Source organism: Flavobacterium sp. LC2016-13, from assembly GCF_009707955.1.
Lineage (GTDB): Bacteria > Bacteroidota > Bacteroidia > Flavobacteriales > Flavobacteriaceae > Flavobacterium.
In genome coordinates this window covers 1-17,723 of the sequence record NZ_WMDQ01000026.1, presented here as the reverse complement: position 1 = coordinate 17,723, position 17,723 = coordinate 1, and the positions used below count along the sequence as shown (strand labels likewise).

Genomic DNA, 17,723 nt, shown 5'->3' with positions numbered 1-17,723 from the left:
ATGATATATCCTTTACCTACCACCATGTTGTCTTTCGGGAAGGTTGATACCCAGTTGTCACCGTTATAACCAAAGAACTTGTCGTAAGAAGTCAATGGAGAAACATCCAGAAGCCTTTGCGGGGTTACCGGTGTTGACCAGTACACGTAATCCGCCTGACGAATTTGTGCGGCAATACGCTTGTAGGTGATTTTTCCTGAATTCACGGCATTATTGTTTATCTGTACCAGACTTGAGTGGTTCTCGAATGTTAATGTTGAGCTCGAAGCAACCGTAAGGCCGTTTACAATAGTAAAAGTACGGTCTGAAGGCACTACGATATTAATACCGCTGTTTATGGTTAACGAACAAACCGTTAAATCTGCCGATACTGTAAAAGGTCCTGCGATAATAGCAGATCTTGTGGCATCTGGCGCTGCTGGTGACCATGAGCTACCGTTCCATGTTGTGGAAGACTGGTCTGTGATCACGGCATCCGAAGATACTGTCGAGGTACAGGTACCATTGCTTACGGTAAATCTGTAGGTTCCCGCTGCAAGGCCTGTAACGGTATAAGTAGTTCCTGAATTGTTTATGGTACCGGATGCAAAACCGGTTTGGTATAGCGTCCATGATCCGGCAGGCAGATTGTTCAGCGTTACACTTCCAAGGGCTGTACAGTTAACATCGGTTGTAGAACCAATTCCTGGAGTAGTGGGTAATGGGTTTACTGTAATTGCTGAAGAAGAAGTTGCTGTAGCTGCAGTACAACCATTACCATTTGTATAATTAATGGTTACCGTTTTACTTCCGGCTGTTAAATATCTTAAAGTAACAGTATTAGATCCGGTTGTTCCACCAGAAACGATAGTGTAATCTGTTCCTGCAACTCCCGGGAATCCCCAAGTATAATTACTCATTCCAGTTTCTGTTGTATAAATAACGGATGTGCCAATACAAGGCGACGTTGCTGGTTGTACTGTAAAAGTTGGTGTTGGCAATGCATTTACAGTAACTGCTGAAGAAGAAGTCGCTGAAGCTGCAGAACAGCCATTACCATTTGTATAATTAATAGTTACCGTTTTGCTTCCTGTTGTTAAATATCTTAAAGTAACAGTATTATCTGTTGTTGTTCCACCGGAAATAATTGTATAATTTGTTCCTGCAACTCCAGGGAATCCCCAAGTATAATTGGTCATACCAGGTTGTGTTGTATAAGTAACCGATGTACCAATACAAGTTGATGCCCCCGGTTGTGCCGTAAAAGTTGGTGTTGGCAATGCATTTACAGTAACCGCTGATGAAGAAGTTGCTGAAGCTGTAGTACAGCCATTAGTATTGGTATAATTAATAGTTACCGTTTTACTTCCGGTTGTTAAGTATCTTAAAGTAACAGTGTTATCTGTTGTTGTTCCACCGGAAACAATGGTATAATTCGTTCCTGCTGTACCTGGGAATCCCCAAGTATAATTGGTCATTCCAGTTTCAGTTGTATAAGTAACTGATGTGCCAATACATGTTGGTGTTGCCGGTTGCGCTGTAAAAATTGGAGCTGGCAATAAAATAGTAGTTGCAATATTATCTGTATTGGTTTGCCCTGATATATCTTCAATAATATTTAATGAAGGATCTGTTCCTGTTACTTTTGCAGAATTAACAACTCTACCGGCTGCTACATCTGCAGCAGTAATTGTATAAGTTCCTGTTAAGGTAGCTTTTGCCCCGGCTGCTAAACTTGCAATAGGATTACCTGTGATTACCAATCCAGGCATTGGGTCTGTAACTCGAATATCAGTTATAGGAACCTCTCCGGTGTTGGTTACTTCGAATGTGTAATTAATGATATTACCTACTTTACCACAAGTAGCCAATGAAGCTTTTTTAACCAAACCTAATTCTGCAATTTTTAATGAATTGGTATTGAATGCTATAAAAGCACAATCTGAACTACCTGAAAAAGTAACCACAAAACGATCTACTTGTGAAGCATTTGATGCATTTATACCAAATGAACTCGCTTCAATTCCCAACATTCTAATATCTCTTGTAGATGCTGGTGTAAAAGCTACTGCTCCATTATCAGCTCTAAATAAATCAAGACTATATGTTCCGATAGCTGTAATTGCATCGAATTTAATTGAAATTTCAGTTCCTACCGTAACTCCAGAAGCATTTACAAATTTGAATGTGTCATATTGGTTGCCGGGATCTGCTACCTGAGTTACAATAATGTCTGGAATACCGTCACCAATTCCTGGAATATTCAAGTTATTTGTACCAATTTTAAATTCGGCTGTACCTGCTTTTATATTTGCAATTCCAGTTCCCAAGGTTAAACCGTTAGCACCGTCAGTAAGTCTTGAAGCAAGTTCAGCGCCTGTAGAAGTTGATCCTGCCAATGCGGGAACTAATGTAGCGGTAGAAGCCGATCCGTCTATCATTGAGCCTTGAAGAAAATACATGCTACCGTCTAGTCCAAGAGTTTGAATCTTTAATGCTCTAAATTTTTGTGCATTAAAAGTTACGGCATTTGTGGTTAACACGTTATCGTTTACACCAGTAGAATAGGTTACACCGTTCCATGCAAAAGCCAGTAAATTATTGGCCGTATCGGGGCGGTTTCCAACTCCTGTTGTGCTGTTCGATGTCCAATATCCTTTCCAATCGGTATGGATTCTTGTAATCGTATTTTGGCTTAACATTTTAAATGGAATCAAAAGAATAAGCAATCCTAAATTTTTTAAAAATAAAGAACGTATTGATAAAAAAGTTTTTGGGGACATATGGTTTGGCATTTATTTTTGGTTAGTATTTTTAATGTTGCTAAAGGTTCTCGGTAGGCTTTTAAACAATTAGCAACTTGTTTTAATATTTATATTTTGTTAGATTAATTGGATTCATTATTATCCCAAAAAATCCGACAACTTTCGCTGTCGGATTTTTACCCTTGATTTATTTTTTATAATCAATTAAAAATTAGTTTTTTAGATATGACATAACCATTCTCCAGTGTTACTTTTGTAAACAAGACCTGACTACTTAATTGTAAATTTGATATTTGTAATTCTGTTGTTCCAACTTTCTTTTTATTATAAAGTAGTTTTCCCGTCAAATCATAAACAGAAACTTCACTAAGAGCCTCTTTTGAAGAGGTTACTTGTATTGTTTTATTTTTCACAGAAATTAAAACACCATTTTCAATGTTTTCAAAATCTCCTGTCCCTAATGTTTTATTTTTATATTTTAATACCAAACGATCCGTAAATGTTCCGGTAGCAGTAGAAAAAGTATAATTACTAGCTGTTAAATCATGAATGACATTGGTTTTTTTATCTTCTAAATAAATAGTTTGATTCGTTAAATTACCATCTACTTCATCAATAGAAATTGTAAAATCTCCTGCAATTGTGGTACGGTATCCTAAAGGAACTTCATCTGTATCTGTAAAAGGTAAAGCACGTGCCTGAATTACATAGTTATTACCGTTTGCAACACTGAAAAAATCTACATAAGGATTGGCATCAAAACTCACTCCATCATATCTAGGTTCATATTCATTTGAAGCACCTTCAACATAACCTACTAACATTTGCTTAAAAGCTCCTTCGGTATTGGTCATATTTAACCAAACACGATTTCTTTCGATTGTAGCTTCTTTTGAAGTAGTTGTAGATTTATAAAATTGAGTGTTATTAGCTCCGCCCAATCTCATCAAATTATTAAAACTTACTGTTCCGCCAGTTGTAGCACTTGCAAAAAACGATTGTCCTGCACCTATTTTACCTGTTGGTTTGCTATTGTTATTTCCAGTGTTTCCGCTAATGGCTGGTTGACCACCAACACCACCAGTCATATTATAACTGGCATAATCTGTTGCGCTGTAGCGATATGCACCTGAAAGAACCACTGGCGTATTATGAGTCCAGAAGTATAATGTTCCGTCTAAAAATGAATTGTTATTTAGAAATGTATTTGCATCTAACGCAGATGGATATGGATTTCCAATTAAATAAAATTTACCGGCACTTAATGTTTCACCGCTCAAAGTACCATTGTTTGGAGTACCTATGAATGAGGCCTGATAATCTGCTTTTGTTGTATTTGATGAACCATTAGGACCACGAATAATATACCCTTTACCTACAACCATATTTCCAGTTGGATAAGTTGATACCCATCCACTACCGCTATATCCAAAAAACTTGTCGTAAGAAGTCAATGGAGAAACATCAATAAGTCTTTGCGGAGTTACAGGTGTTGACCAATACACATAATCTGCCTGACGAATTTGTGGAGCAATACGTTTATAAGTAATTTTTCCTGAGTTAATCGCAGGACTAGTATTTACCTGAATTAAACTTGAGTTATTTTCAAATATTAATGATCCTGTTGTTTCAACCGTGATAGAATTCTCTACTTTAAGCGTATTTGAACTTTGAATTACTAAAGATCCTTTATTACTTATCGTTAAAACATTTGCATTAGTAACTACTTCAGTACCTGACACAACCGGTTTATTGGTAATATTAGTAAGATCCGGTATAACAACACAGTCAGATGCTGTTGGTACTCCGTTTGGAGTCCAGTTTGTTGCTACATTCCAGTTTGCACTAGTTGCACCATTCCATGTCTTACCGGTAGCTGCGTTAACATTTACTGTTGTTGTTGCAGAAGTACATCCTGCACTATTTTTTGTAGAAACATTATAAGAACCTACAGCAACACCGTAAAATACTCCTGTTGTGTTTGTATAAGTCGTTCCGTCTATACTGTATGTTATTCCCGTTGCCGGTGCTGGTGACGAAAATGTAATTGTTCCTGTATTTACAGCACAAGTTGGTTGTGTAGTAACAGACGCAACTGGAGCTGCCGAAGCAGTATAAATAAAATTAAATGCAACATTTGCGTCTCCTCCATCTTCTCTAAGACGTACTTCGACTTTAGAATTTTTATCTAATGGATAATATTGACCGTTATTTATTAATGATACAGTATTTGTATAACCATTTTGAGTAAATATTTTTACCCCATCTATATAAACTTCAGCAACATCATCACAATTTACTAATTGTATTTGGTAATTTCCACAATCAAAACCCTGACGCTTGTAAGTAATAGCAAATTGATTGATATCCATTGGAGCTCCTTGCCAATTTGAAGCATATGAAGGTGATTTTGTTTTATTCCAGTATGTTTGTGTGTTGATATTTAAATTAGTATCTACGTAAGTACCTGCATAACTTGCCGGATTTAATGAAATGTCTGGCAATGAAAAACCATAAACGTTCCATTTATTATCTCCAAAAGGAAATGTAGTGTCGCCTTTTATAGCGCCATATGAAAATGAAACTCTTGCAGATTGTGCATTTTCGTAATATTCTAATACAAAATTATGCGTTCCAGCTGTTAAATTATATTGCGCGGCATATCTAATGTAGCTATGATCGCCCCATGAATTTGTAGGGCTCATAGTAACTAAAGCTCCATCAATATATAATCGAACACCATCATCACCACCAATAGTAAAACTGTAAGTTCCTGCGGTTGCTACCGTGGTCTGCATTAAATAACGAACAAAAAACTTATCACTTGGTACAGTACCACAAAAGTTATTTGCTTCTACAGTTGTATCTCCTGTAATGGTATTTTCGTCAACATTTCTATCAAAAATTGCTTTTTCAGCAACAGATCCTACATAAGTTGTTGCTGCAGGTGTATTACCTGTGTACGTGTAAACAAATCCTTTCCAGTAATTTATTCCAGCAGTTTCTGAAGCTACACAAGTAGGCGCAGTTCCATTTACATTAACCGTTGCAGAAGAATAATTTGAATTTGCATTACGCAAAGTGTAAGTAAAACTAGCAGTTCCTGTAAAACCACTTGCAGGTGTAAAAGTTATATTAGTTGTACCGTTTACAGTAACAGTTCCGTTTGATGGCTGAGTTACAGTTATCGCTTGTAAAGCAGAACCTCCAATAACATCATTTGCTAAAATTGGAATTACAACAGCTACATTACTTGGAGTTGATATAGCGTCGTCGTTTGCAGTTAGAGTGTTAACATCTTTTACTGTACCTGTAATTGCCGGACCTTCACTATTACCATTACCATTTTTTATTTCAAAAGTATTATTGGTATTGTACACATAAAATCTAACATATACTGTTTCTGTAGAAAGTACGGGACTTGTATCTGTAGAAAAAGTACCTGTTAATGCCGTCCATGATGAAGCACTGTTTGTTTCAGGAATTAAAACTTTTACTCCGCTAGCAAAGTTGATGTCTTTTGAATATCGAACCTGAAATTTTTGACCATTTGCTCCTCTGTATGTAAAATTAAATTGCTTTAAATTTAATTGATGATTAGAGTCAGGATTTATTTTGAATTGAATGTATTTATTAAGATCTAAACTTCCACTATTTTGTTGTGGAGTTGGCCAGCTTCCTGTTTGGAAAAATGCAGTTGTTGTATTTTGATAGATATAACCCAAAGATGCTCCAGTTGCAGTAATTGGCGATGCAGAATTTACATAAGCATTTGTAATTGGATTAAAACTATTTGAAGCTCCGTTCCAAAGCGATAAAGTGTCATCTGTATCATCTGAAACAGTTACTTTAACCGTTGCAGTAGATGTTTCTGTTGCATTTGAAATCGTATAATTAAAAGTTGCAGAACCTGTAAAACCTACTGCCGGATTGAAAGTTACGGTTTTATCAGGATTAATGATTACTCTTCCCATTCCAGCTGTAGGTGCAGTAGAAATTATAAGAGACGTGACATTTTCTTTTTTTACGTCGTTATTTAAAATATTAATGTTTACGCCTAATTCCTTTTTAGTACTTACATAATCATTGATAGCTAAAATTTTATTAGCATTAAAACTTGAAACCGTTCCTTTAATGACTGGGATAACATTGTTGGTATTAGTACCTGTTTTAATTTCGAAAGTATTATTAGTACTATAAGAATAAAATCTAACATAAACAGTTTCAGTATCTAAAACTGGATTTATCTCTGTAGAAAAATTTAGATTATATGTAGTCCAGGAATTTGGAGTAACTGTTTCTGTCAGTAAATCTTTGACACCTGTTGAAAAAGAAGCATCTTTTGAATATTTAATTCTAAATTTCCCTGATCCGGATCTACATTGAAAAGTAAAGCTACTTAAATCAACTTTATTGCCTGAATTAGGCTTTATTGCAAACTGAATGTATTTAGCAGGATTATATTCTCCTCCATTGTCTGCTGGTGTTGGCCATGATCCTGTTTGATAAAAAGTTTCGTCACTATTGTATGAAATGTACTGCAAGCTTGCTCCGTTGTTTGTCAAATCTTGTCCTGCAACAGTCGCAACGATAGAAGTTGGAGTATTTCTATTACTATTAGATGCTGCATCCCATTTTACTAAGTCAACTTGACTAAATCCTAAAAAAGGTAAAAAAATAAATAAAAATAAAAGTAAAGTTTTTTTCATGTTAAATGTTTTCTATCAGGTTGTTATGCTGGCATAAGAATTTGACCAAGCAAAGATAGACACATCTACGTGTTACAAGAATATAGGGTTTTGAGAATGCCTATATAATCGATGAAATGTTAAAATAGTCGATGAAATGCATTAAAAAAAATGACAATCTGTGTTATTTCTTATAAAATGTTAAAGCTAAAAATAAGAAAAATCATCAAAATAACAGTAAATCAGGATTGTTTTTCGAAATAATTGTCAAAAAAACGTCAGATATAGTAAATTATCATCAAAATAATGATTTTCTGATATTTAAAAAAATTGGAAAAAATATAGGTTTTTTTTGATTTTTTGAGATTATAACAAAGCGATTTAACTCACAACTTCTTTGGTTATAATTTAGTCTGAATCGAGTTCGAATTCTTTCACTTTGTCATAAACTAAATTGCTTTCATAACCGCGACGAAGTAAATAATCACAAAATTTTTTCCTCTTCTTAAGCGCATTTGTTTCGTGAATACCATTCCAGCATCTTTCAGAAAGCTGCTCAAATGTATTCGCGTATTCTTCTGCCGAAATTTCTTTAAGTGCTAAAGTAATATTTGTGGAAGAAATTTGTCTGAATTTCAATTCATTCGTAATCCTGATTTTTCCCCAGCTTTTAATTCGATGTTTTCCTCTCGCAAAACTGCAGGCAAAACGAGTTTCATTTAAAAAATTCTCCTGAATTAGATGAACAATAATTGAATCCATCTCATCAGAAGTCATTTTCAGATCATACAATTTTGAAACTACCTCTGCGTGACAGCGCTCCTGATAGGCACAAAAGTGTTCTAATTTTTGCATTGCTTCTTTGATTGTCATGGTTTTAGCTAAAAATTAAAAGAGAAAATATTATCAATTAGTTTAAAAAAGTAAGAATTTACAACTAATAGAATATTTTTTTGGGAAAATTAAGTTAAATAATTTACAAATCAATAATTTGTAAGTAAATAGCACTTTTATTTTCATAAACATCTTTATTTCAGTAACTTAGATATAAGTCGTTTTTAAGAAAAAAGAGACATGCTGATTTTCAAATGAATCCATGATTTTTTTCCTTAAAGGTGGACATAAACCAAATTATTCTATAATCCTAAATACCACTTTTATGAAGCTAAAATTATCTTTATTAGTATCTTTTATTTATGTCTCATTATGGGCGCAACCACCACATACATTTACAGCTAACGGTTCATTAATAGTTCCGGCAGGAATTACCTCTATGAATATTCAGGCATGGGGAGGTGGAGGTGCCGGTGGTGGAGCCGGTGGTGCAGGTGTGCTTTTAGGAAGAGGAGCCGCTGGAGGAGGTGGAGGTGCATATGCATCAACAACAATTACAGTGATTGCCAGTAATACTTTAAATATTCAAGTCGGAGGACAAGCACTAGGAGCACTTGGTGATGGAGCTAATGGAGGAAATTCGACTATTGTAGGTTATGAAACTATTATTTTTGCAGCCGGAGGATCCGGAGGAGGATCAAATAACACTGGAGTTGTCCCCACAGGTGGTGCAGGAGGCACACTAGCAGCATCATTTGCTGTTGGCGGCACAAAAACTGCAGGTGCTAATGGAGGAAATGGAGAGTCTGCTGCATTATCAGTAGGACTAACTTCAGGAGCCGGTGGGAACGGAGCTAATCCTATTGGTGGAACAGGACTTGGTGGTGCAGCTCGTTCAAGTGCAATTCTAGGTACAGCAGCTGGAAATCCAGGTGCTCCACCGGGAGGAGGAGGAGGAGGAGCTATAAATTCTGCATTGGGAGCAGCACAACTTGGTGGCTCAGGAGCACTCGGAAAAGTAATTGTCACCTATAGTTGCCCAACTTATAGTATAACAGGCATTTCAGCACAAAATGGTTGTATCACATTTGGAACTTCAATAGTTACACTAACTTCAAGTGCTGCTTCGTTGCCTACAGGAACTTACACTGTTACTTACAATCGTACGAATCCAAGTGCAACAGGACAAACCGCAACAATGACAGTTAGCACAGCTGGAACGGGAACTTTTACTGCTCCAAACTTGGCATTGGGAATAAACACAATAACTGTTACGAGTTTAACATCTGGCGCTTGTGTGTCTCCCATTACGGCGAATAATGTAGTAAATAATGTGACTATTTCGCCTGAAAGTGTAGGAGGTTCAGTTGCTGGTGGTACAACAATTTGTAGCGGTTTTACAAGTGCTCAGTTAACTTTATCGTCACATACAGGAACTGTAGTAAAATGGCAGTCTTCAGTAAGTCCATTTTCAGTTTGGACAGATATTCCTACTGCGACAGGTACAACTTATACTTCGGGAGCACTTACTCAAACAACTCAATTTAGAGCTGTGGTTCAAAGTGGAACTTGTACATCTCTGGAATCAACTCCTACTACAGTAAATGTAAATCCTTTGCCTTCTATTACCCTTGGGGCTGTCGCTCCGGTTTGTACCAATGTAGGTGCACAAAATACAACTTTGGCTTATACCGGCGCAACTAATACGCCAACAACCTATAGCATTGTTTGGAATGCTTCGCCCGCAAATAGTTTTGTGACCGTTACGGATGCAACACTAAATGCAAGTCCAATATCCATTGCGGTACCGGCAGGAACAGCAGCGGGAACTTACACAGGAACAATAACTGTTAAAAATGCAAATAACTGTACTTCAAGCCCTGGATTGCCTTTTAGTGTAGTGGTAAATCCTTTACCATCTATTACCCTCGGGGCTGTTGCACCGGTTTGTACCAGTGCAGGTGCACAAAATACAACTTTGGCTTATAGTGCACCCACCAATACGCCAACAACATACAGTATTGTTTGGAATGCTTCGCCAACAAATACTTTTGTGGCCGTTACGGATGCAACACTAAATGCAAGTCCAATATCAATTGCAGTTCCGGCAGGAACAGCAGCGGGAACTTACATCGGAACAGTAACTGTTAAAAATGGAAACTCCTGTACTTCAAGTTCTGGATTGCCTTTTAGTGTAGTGGTAAATCCTTTACCGTCTATTACACTTGGGGCTGTCGCTCCGGTTTGTACCAATGCAGGTGCACAAAATACAACTTTGGCTTATAGTGCACCCACCAATACGCCGACAACCTATAGCATTGTTTGGAGTACTTCGCCAACGAATACTTTTGTGACCGTTACGGATGCAACACTAAATGCAAGTCCAATATCCATTGCAATACCGGCAGGAACTGCAGCCGGAACTTACACCGGAACAGTAACCGTAAAAAATGGAAACTCCTGTACTTCAAGTCCGGGATTGTCTTTTAGTGTAGTGGTAAATCCTTTACCAACGATCACTCTTGGGACTGTTGCTCCGGTTTGTGCAAGTGCAAGCACTCAAAATATTACATTGCCCTACACTAGTGTAGCAAATACGCCAACAACCTATAGCATAGTTTGGAGTGCATCACCAACCAATACTTTTATCCCTGTTACTGATGTTACATTGGGAGCAAGTCCAATTACAATTGCTGTTCCTGCAGGAACAGCAGGTGGAACTTACACAGGAACAGTAACCGTGAAAAATGCAAATAGCTGTACTTCGAGTCCGGGTGTGACTTTTAATGTGGTGGTAAATCCTTTGCCATCAGCTCCCGTAATAGGAACAATAACTCCTCCTACTTGTCTTGTTGCAACTGGAAGCATTGCTTTAAGCGGATTACCAGTTGGTGGTACATTAACACTTTATCCAGGTGCGATTGTAGAACCATATTCCGGAACAACGACTACTATTTCCGGGCTTACGCCAAATACGTACACTTTTATAGTGAGCAATGGTACCTGTACTTCATTAATTTCAGCAAATGCGATAGTACCTGCATTAGTTACAAATACATTTACAACTTCTTGGTCTAACGGAACACCAACACTTGATCAGAATCTTGTTTTTGCAGGAAATTATGTTTCAGCCGGTGGAGGTGCAGGAAATATTAATGGTTGTACTTGTACCGTAAATCCTGGAGTAAATGTGGTAATACAATTTCTTGATACTTTAACTTTGACTAATTCTTTATCAAATAATGGTGGGACTGTAACTTTTGAAAACCATTCAAGTTTGTTGCAAATTACAAACGCAGTAAATTCAGGAAATATTATTTATAAACGTATCGCACCACAAATTCGTCAGGCAGATTACGTGTATTGGTCAACACCAGTAAATCCGCAACGTCTTTTAGATGTTTCTCCATTGACTTCTTACGACAGATTCATGGCATTTAGTGGCGATTCATGGGTATCAATCTTTCCTAAAGACAATATGATTGTTGGAAAAGGTTATATCATTCGTGGTCCTAACGGTTACTCAAATACAGCAAAAGCCGATTATGCCGCTTCATTTATTGGTATACCTAACAATGGTAATTTATCTGGTGAAACAGTAGCTGCCGGAAAATATTATTTAATTGGAAACCCTTATCCTTCTGCCCTAAATGCAAATGCATTTTTAGCAGCAAATCCATTTTTAGACGGAACACTTTATTTCTGGACTCATAATACGCCGGTGGTTCTTTCAGGACCATACCGTTATAATTCAGATGATTATGCAAGTTATAATAGAACTGGTGGTGTCGGTGTGCCTGCTGCAAGTGGAAATGCCGGAAATAATAATACTGCACCAAGCGGTAATATTGCTTCAGGGCAATCCTTTTTTGCAAGTAGTATTAATCCAGGTACAATAGTTTTTAATAATTCGATGCGATTTGGCGGAGCAACTAATATCGAGTTTTTTAAATCAGCAAATACATCTGAAACAGAAATCGAAAGACATCGTGTTTGGTTAAATATGACTAATGATGGAGGAGCTTTCAAACAAATGCTAGTGGGTTATGTTGAAGGTGCCAGCAATGAGTACGAGAACAAATATGATGGCAAAAGTTTTGATGCCAATCCGTATTTAGATTTTTATAGTGTTGGTAATGGTAATAACTATGTTATTCAGGGACGTGCATTGCCTTTTATTGATACTGATACTGTTACTTTGGGTTATCGAAGTACAATTTCCGGTGATTTTACAATTGCAATAGATCATGCAGATGGCGATTTGAGTAATCATGCTATTTATCTCGAAGATAAAATTACAAATACCATTCATGATTTGCGAGCTGGTAATTATACTTTTAATACTTCAACAGGAACATATACAAATCGTTTTGTGTTAACATATTCAAACAAATCATTAGGAACCGGCGAGTTTGAAAAAACAGATAAAAATGTATTAGTAACTGTAAAAAATAAAGCAATTACAGTTAGTTCTGATGTTGACAGAATAAGCACTGTTTACATCTATGATTTCTCAGGAAAATTACTTTATAAAAAGGCTAATATTTCAGATACTATTTTAAAAATTGATAATTTAAAAATCTCTGATCAGGTCTTATTAGTCAAGGTAATTTTAGAAACAAATGCTACTAAAACTTATAAGATTATTTACTAAAAAAGTAAAATTTAGGTTAAAAAGTCCACTTGAAAATTTTTAAGTGGACTTTTTTTATGGAAAAAAGTCAAAAAAGTAAGAAATAAAAGTAGGTATTTTAAAACATAAATTTTTGCATTAACATTAAAAAATGTATTTCGTCGGTAATTGTTGTTTTTTGTCGGAAAAGTTAAATTTTCAAATAAAAGACTTGTAAGACAGTCTTTTTTACACTTTATTTGGAATAGAATAATCTTAAAAGGAATAATTTATTTTAAAAAGTTCTGAGGTTTAAAGAGTTAACGTTTTTTTAGAATCTAGTGAGATTTTACGGGAGTATTTTGAAAATTTATTTTGTAAAAAAAAGCTTTCAAAATGTTAAAAAATACATTTTTATTTAAAATTGTAAATCCAATCTTACCTAAAAATCGTAAATATTTAAATATCAGTGTTTTGAATAATTATTTCTAAATAGACATATTTTCGATAGAATAAGAACACAAATACCACAACTATATGATTAGAAAATTACTTTTATTAGTTACTTCTTTATTTCAAAAAATCACACAAAGCGAGCAAATAGCATCTTTGGAAATTAAAAGAAGAAAAATCAGCATTCTAAATTTTTGTTTGTTATTTCTGGCTTTCTTTTGTTCAAATACTCAAATTTTTGCGCAATCCGGAACTGTAACAAGTAACAATACCGGAAATTGGAGTGACGCGCCAACTTGGTCCGCAGTAAATATAAATAGAACAGGAACAGTTACTTCTTCTAATGCTTCTACTACGGTAACAGGAAATGGAACTTTGTTTTTAACAGAACTAACGGTTGGATCAGTCATTACAAGACAAAATGGGACAGCTATTGGAACTGTTGCTTCAATTGCGAGTAATACAAGTTTAACATTAACTGCAAATGCTACAAATAATGTTGGTAATCAGACATATCGTACTATTAGTGGTCCACCAAGTCCTGTTGATAGTGTTATAATTGGAAATAACCATACTGTTACTGTTAATGGTACATATAGTTGTGCGGCGATTAACATCGGGACTAGCAATTTTAATATGGCTATCCTGAATTTTTTAAATTCAGGATCACAACTTACTGTAACTGATTTTACTCTTGGGGGAAATAATGTTAACAGACCTGGTACATTAGACATGACCAATGGAGGAACTTTAATAGCCAATACTATTGCTTTGGGTAATAATACTGCAGCAAACGTTTTTACTCCTGGTTCAGGAACGGTTCAATTAGCCGCGAATGATGTTTTGCCTGCAACAATATTTACTACGTTTAATAATTTATCTATTAGCGCAGGAACTACAACAATGGCAGTTGGTTTAACTATTAATGGTAATTTGAATATATCAAATGCAGCGACATTAAACACTACAACTTCAAATTATTCACTTAATCTAAGAGGTAATTTTACAAATAATGGAACATTTACTGCTAATGGTTCACCAATAACATTAGCGGGAACTGCTAATCAAAGTATTGCTGGTTTTACAACAACTGGTATTGTCTCAATGACAAAGACAGGAGGTACAGCAACTTTCACAGGAAATGTAAGCAGCACAGGTACAGCTTTAACCATAAATGGTACTGGTGGTACTTTAAATTTAGGAACAAGATTGTCTCATACTTTTTCTACTGTAACACTCACAAACGGAACTTTAAATGGGGGTTCAAGTACAATCAATCTTTCAGCTACAAATCCTTTTAGCGGACCTACAGCTAATTTTTTACCAGCAACAGGTACCGTTAATTTAAATGGTGCTGCACAAAACACTATGCGTGTAACTTTTTACAATTTAACTTTATCTGGAACTGGCGTTAAAACATTTTCTACAATAACAACTATTGCAAACGTCTTAACTATTTCAAATACTGTTGCTAAAGGTAATTTAGCGAATTTTGGAGTAACACATACTGCAGCTGCCTTAATAACTGCTGGAAGTACTAGAATTGCAGGAGTTTATGGTGGGGCTCCTGGCGCACCAATTAGCGACTCTAATTATTTTACTAATACTGCAGGTACAGTAACTATCGGAACAAATTCGTGCACATCTTTTGCAGGAGTTGCACCAATAACGAGTGTACAACTAAATACTTTATCTAATGCACCTGCAGGTGCAGAGTCAAGTACCACTGCATATGAACTTTTTGCACCAACAGGTACAGCAACAACTACTGTAAATAAGGGAGATTATTATTCGTTAATAGTTAAAGGAAATACAAGTGGAGATTTTAACATGTATTACACTGCTTTCTTTGACTGGAATAATGATGGAGATTACTTAGACACGGATGAAGGTCCTGTATATATTGGAACAATACGAAACTCTTCAGGAACTGATGGAAAAACGACTTCTGTATATTATCAAATCCCTACAGGAGCTACTTCGACAAGTGTAAAAATGCGTATTATTGGACGTCTAGGAAATTATAATACAACTCCTTGTACCGTTAATACTGATACAGGGCAGGTTGAAGATTATACAATTACACTTCAGGCTGGATGTAGTGGTACGTTGCCAAGTACAGTTAGTACTTCATCAACAGCATCTACTGTTTGTCCAAATGTACCTTTTACATTATCATTAGGGAATACTTTTGGCGATGGTGCAACTTATATTTGGGAAACTTCGCCAAATGGTAATGCTCCTTGGACTAGCGCTGCTACACCTTCAGTTGCTTTTTTCAACAGTACTTTTTCTACTGACCAGGCGATTAATTCAACAGTTGGAAATATAGCACTTTCTGGTAATGATACATCAATTACAGGTGGTGAGTTAATCTTGACAGATGTTGCTTTAGGCGGACACAATGGTGGTTTTTTAATAGACAAAGCCAATACAGCTAATATAACTCCATTTACAGCTACTTTTAAATATAGAATTTGGGATGGAGGTACACTTGGTGCTGATGGTATGAGTTTAAGTTATGGCTCAAATCTTCCTGCAAATGCAGGAGGAGGAGAAAGTGGAGAAGGATCAGGACTTGTTGTACAATTTGATACTTATGACAATGAAGGTGTTGCTGATGGAAGCCGCGTTAGAATATTATACAACAATGCTCCTATTTTTAATACGGCAATCAATGCTCCTTTCAATTTAAGAACTTCTATTTATAGAGATGTCAATTTAAATGTTGATACTGATGGATATTTAACTCTTGTTATTCAAAAGCAAGATGGAACAATGGTAACAGTTGTTTCTAAATTGTTGTTGCCTGGTTTTGCAGCAGCAGATAAATCAACATGGAAATTTAAATTTTCTGCCCGTACAGGTGGGTCAAAAGATAAACATAGTATTGATGATCTTAATATTACTTTCTTAGACTCAGCAAATTCAAAAGCTAAATTTACAACTTCACAAACGACTAAAACATATTACCGCGCTACAATAACTTGCGGCGGAACAGTTATATCAACACCAGTTTTTGTTGACATGACTTCTGCAGTTATTACTACACAACCTACTGCTCCTACAGCCGTATGTTCTGGTGCAGGTGTACGCACAATTACTGTTGCTGCAACAGGAGCTAGCTTAACATATTCTTGGAGACTTGGAGGTGTTGCTGTTACAAACGGTGGAGTATATTCAGGGCAAGGTACAAACACACTTACTTTAACAAATCCGATAGCTGCAAACGCTGGTAATTATGATGTTGTTATTACAGGTGCATGTTCTTCTACAGTAACATCAAATGCAGTAGCGTTAACAGTTAATCCTTTACCAACACCAACTTTTACAGCACAACCAGCAACGTCGCCTTGTATTGGTACATCCGTTACTTATACAACTGAAACAGGAATGACCAATTATACTTGGGGATTCCCAGGAGTTGCAGGAACTAATTATACCATTGTTTCTGGTGGAACAACAGGATCTAATACTGTAACTTTAAGATATTTAACAGCGGGTAGTAAAACGGTAACCATCAATTATACCAATGGCAATAGTTGTACAGCAACTGCAGCAACTTCTTCATCAGCGGTTACTGTAAATGCTTTACCAACTCCAACTTTTACAGCACAACCAGTAACTTCACCTTGTATTGGTACATCCGTTACTTATACAACTGAAACAGGAATGACCAATTATACTTGGGGATTCCCAGGAGTTGCAGGAACAGATTACACTATTGTTTCAGGTGGAACAACAGGTTCTAATACTGTAACTTTAAGATATTTAACAGCGGGTAGTAAAACGGTAACCATTAATTATACCAATGGTAATGGTTGTACTGCAGCTTCAGCAACTTCATCATCAGCAGTTACTGTAAATGCATTACCAACACCAACTTTTACGGCACAACCTGGAGCATCAACCTGTATTAGTACATCCGTTACTTATACAACAGAAACAGGAATGACCAATTATACTTGGGGATTCCCGGGAGTTGCAGGAACAGATTATACGATTGTTTCTGGTGGAACAACAACAGATAATACTGTAACTTTAAGGTATTTAACAGCGGGAAGTAAAACGGTAACCATCAATTATACAAATGGTAATGGTTGTACTGCAGCCTCAGCAACTTCATCATCAGCAGTTACTGTAAATGCATTGCCAACACCAACTTTTACGGCACAACCAGGAGCATCAACTTGTATTGGTACATCCGTTACTTATACAACTGAAACTGGAATGACTAATTATACTTGGGTATTTCCAGGTACAGCAGGAACAGATTACGCTATCGTTTCTGGAGGAACAACTGGAACAAATACTGTAACTTTAAGATATTTAACAGCGGGTAGTAAAACGGTAACCATTAATTATACCAATGGTAATGGTTGTACTGCAGCT

4 protein-coding genes and 1 pseudogene are annotated in these 17,723 nt (G+C 36.2%); 2 read left to right on the top strand and 3 right to left on the bottom strand.

The window, feature by feature from the left end:
- From GKZ86_RS24875 to GKZ86_RS24865, 3 genes and pseudogenes are all read right to left on the bottom strand, one after another.
- Positions 1-2,762, bottom strand: a pseudogene (locus GKZ86_RS24875) (DUF11 domain-containing protein); the annotation flags it as partial.
- 182 nt (positions 2,763-2,944) lie between these two features.
- On the bottom strand, positions 2,945-7,453 hold the full coding sequence (locus GKZ86_RS24870; protein WP_154785716.1) for an Ig-like domain-containing protein: 4,509 nt from the start codon (positions 7,451-7,453) through the stop codon (positions 2,945-2,947).
- A 387-nt stretch (positions 7,454-7,840) separates the two neighbouring features.
- Positions 7,841-8,305: a regulatory protein RecX gene (locus GKZ86_RS24865; RefSeq protein ID WP_154785715.1), complete on the bottom strand. Its 465-nt coding sequence runs from the start codon at positions 8,303-8,305 to the stop codon at positions 7,841-7,843.
- A gap of 286 nt (positions 8,306-8,591) precedes the next feature.
- Here GKZ86_RS24865 and GKZ86_RS24860 point away from each other — a divergent pair, with 286 nt between their 5' ends.
- Entirely contained in the window at positions 8,592-12,920 is a 4,329-nt protein-coding gene (locus GKZ86_RS24860) for a T9SS sorting signal type C domain-containing protein (protein ID WP_154785714.1), read from the top strand.
- 495 nt (positions 12,921-13,415) lie between these two features.
- Positions 13,416-17,723: S-layer family protein (locus tag GKZ86_RS24855; protein WP_154785713.1), on the top strand; the 4,308-nt coding region annotated here is incomplete at its 3' end.

Excerpts from the sequence above, each read along its gene's own strand:
- GKZ86_RS24870 (WP_154785716.1), bottom strand. The coding sequence starts at position 7,453 with ATGAAAAAAACTTTACTTTTATTTTTATTTATTTTTTTACCTTTTTTA.
- GKZ86_RS24865 (WP_154785715.1), bottom strand. The coding sequence starts at position 8,305 with ATGACAATCAAAGAAGCAATGCAAAAATTAGAACACTTTTGTGCCTAT.
- GKZ86_RS24860 (WP_154785714.1), top strand. The coding sequence starts at position 8,592 with ATGAAGCTAAAATTATCTTTATTAGTATCTTTTATTTATGTCTCATTA.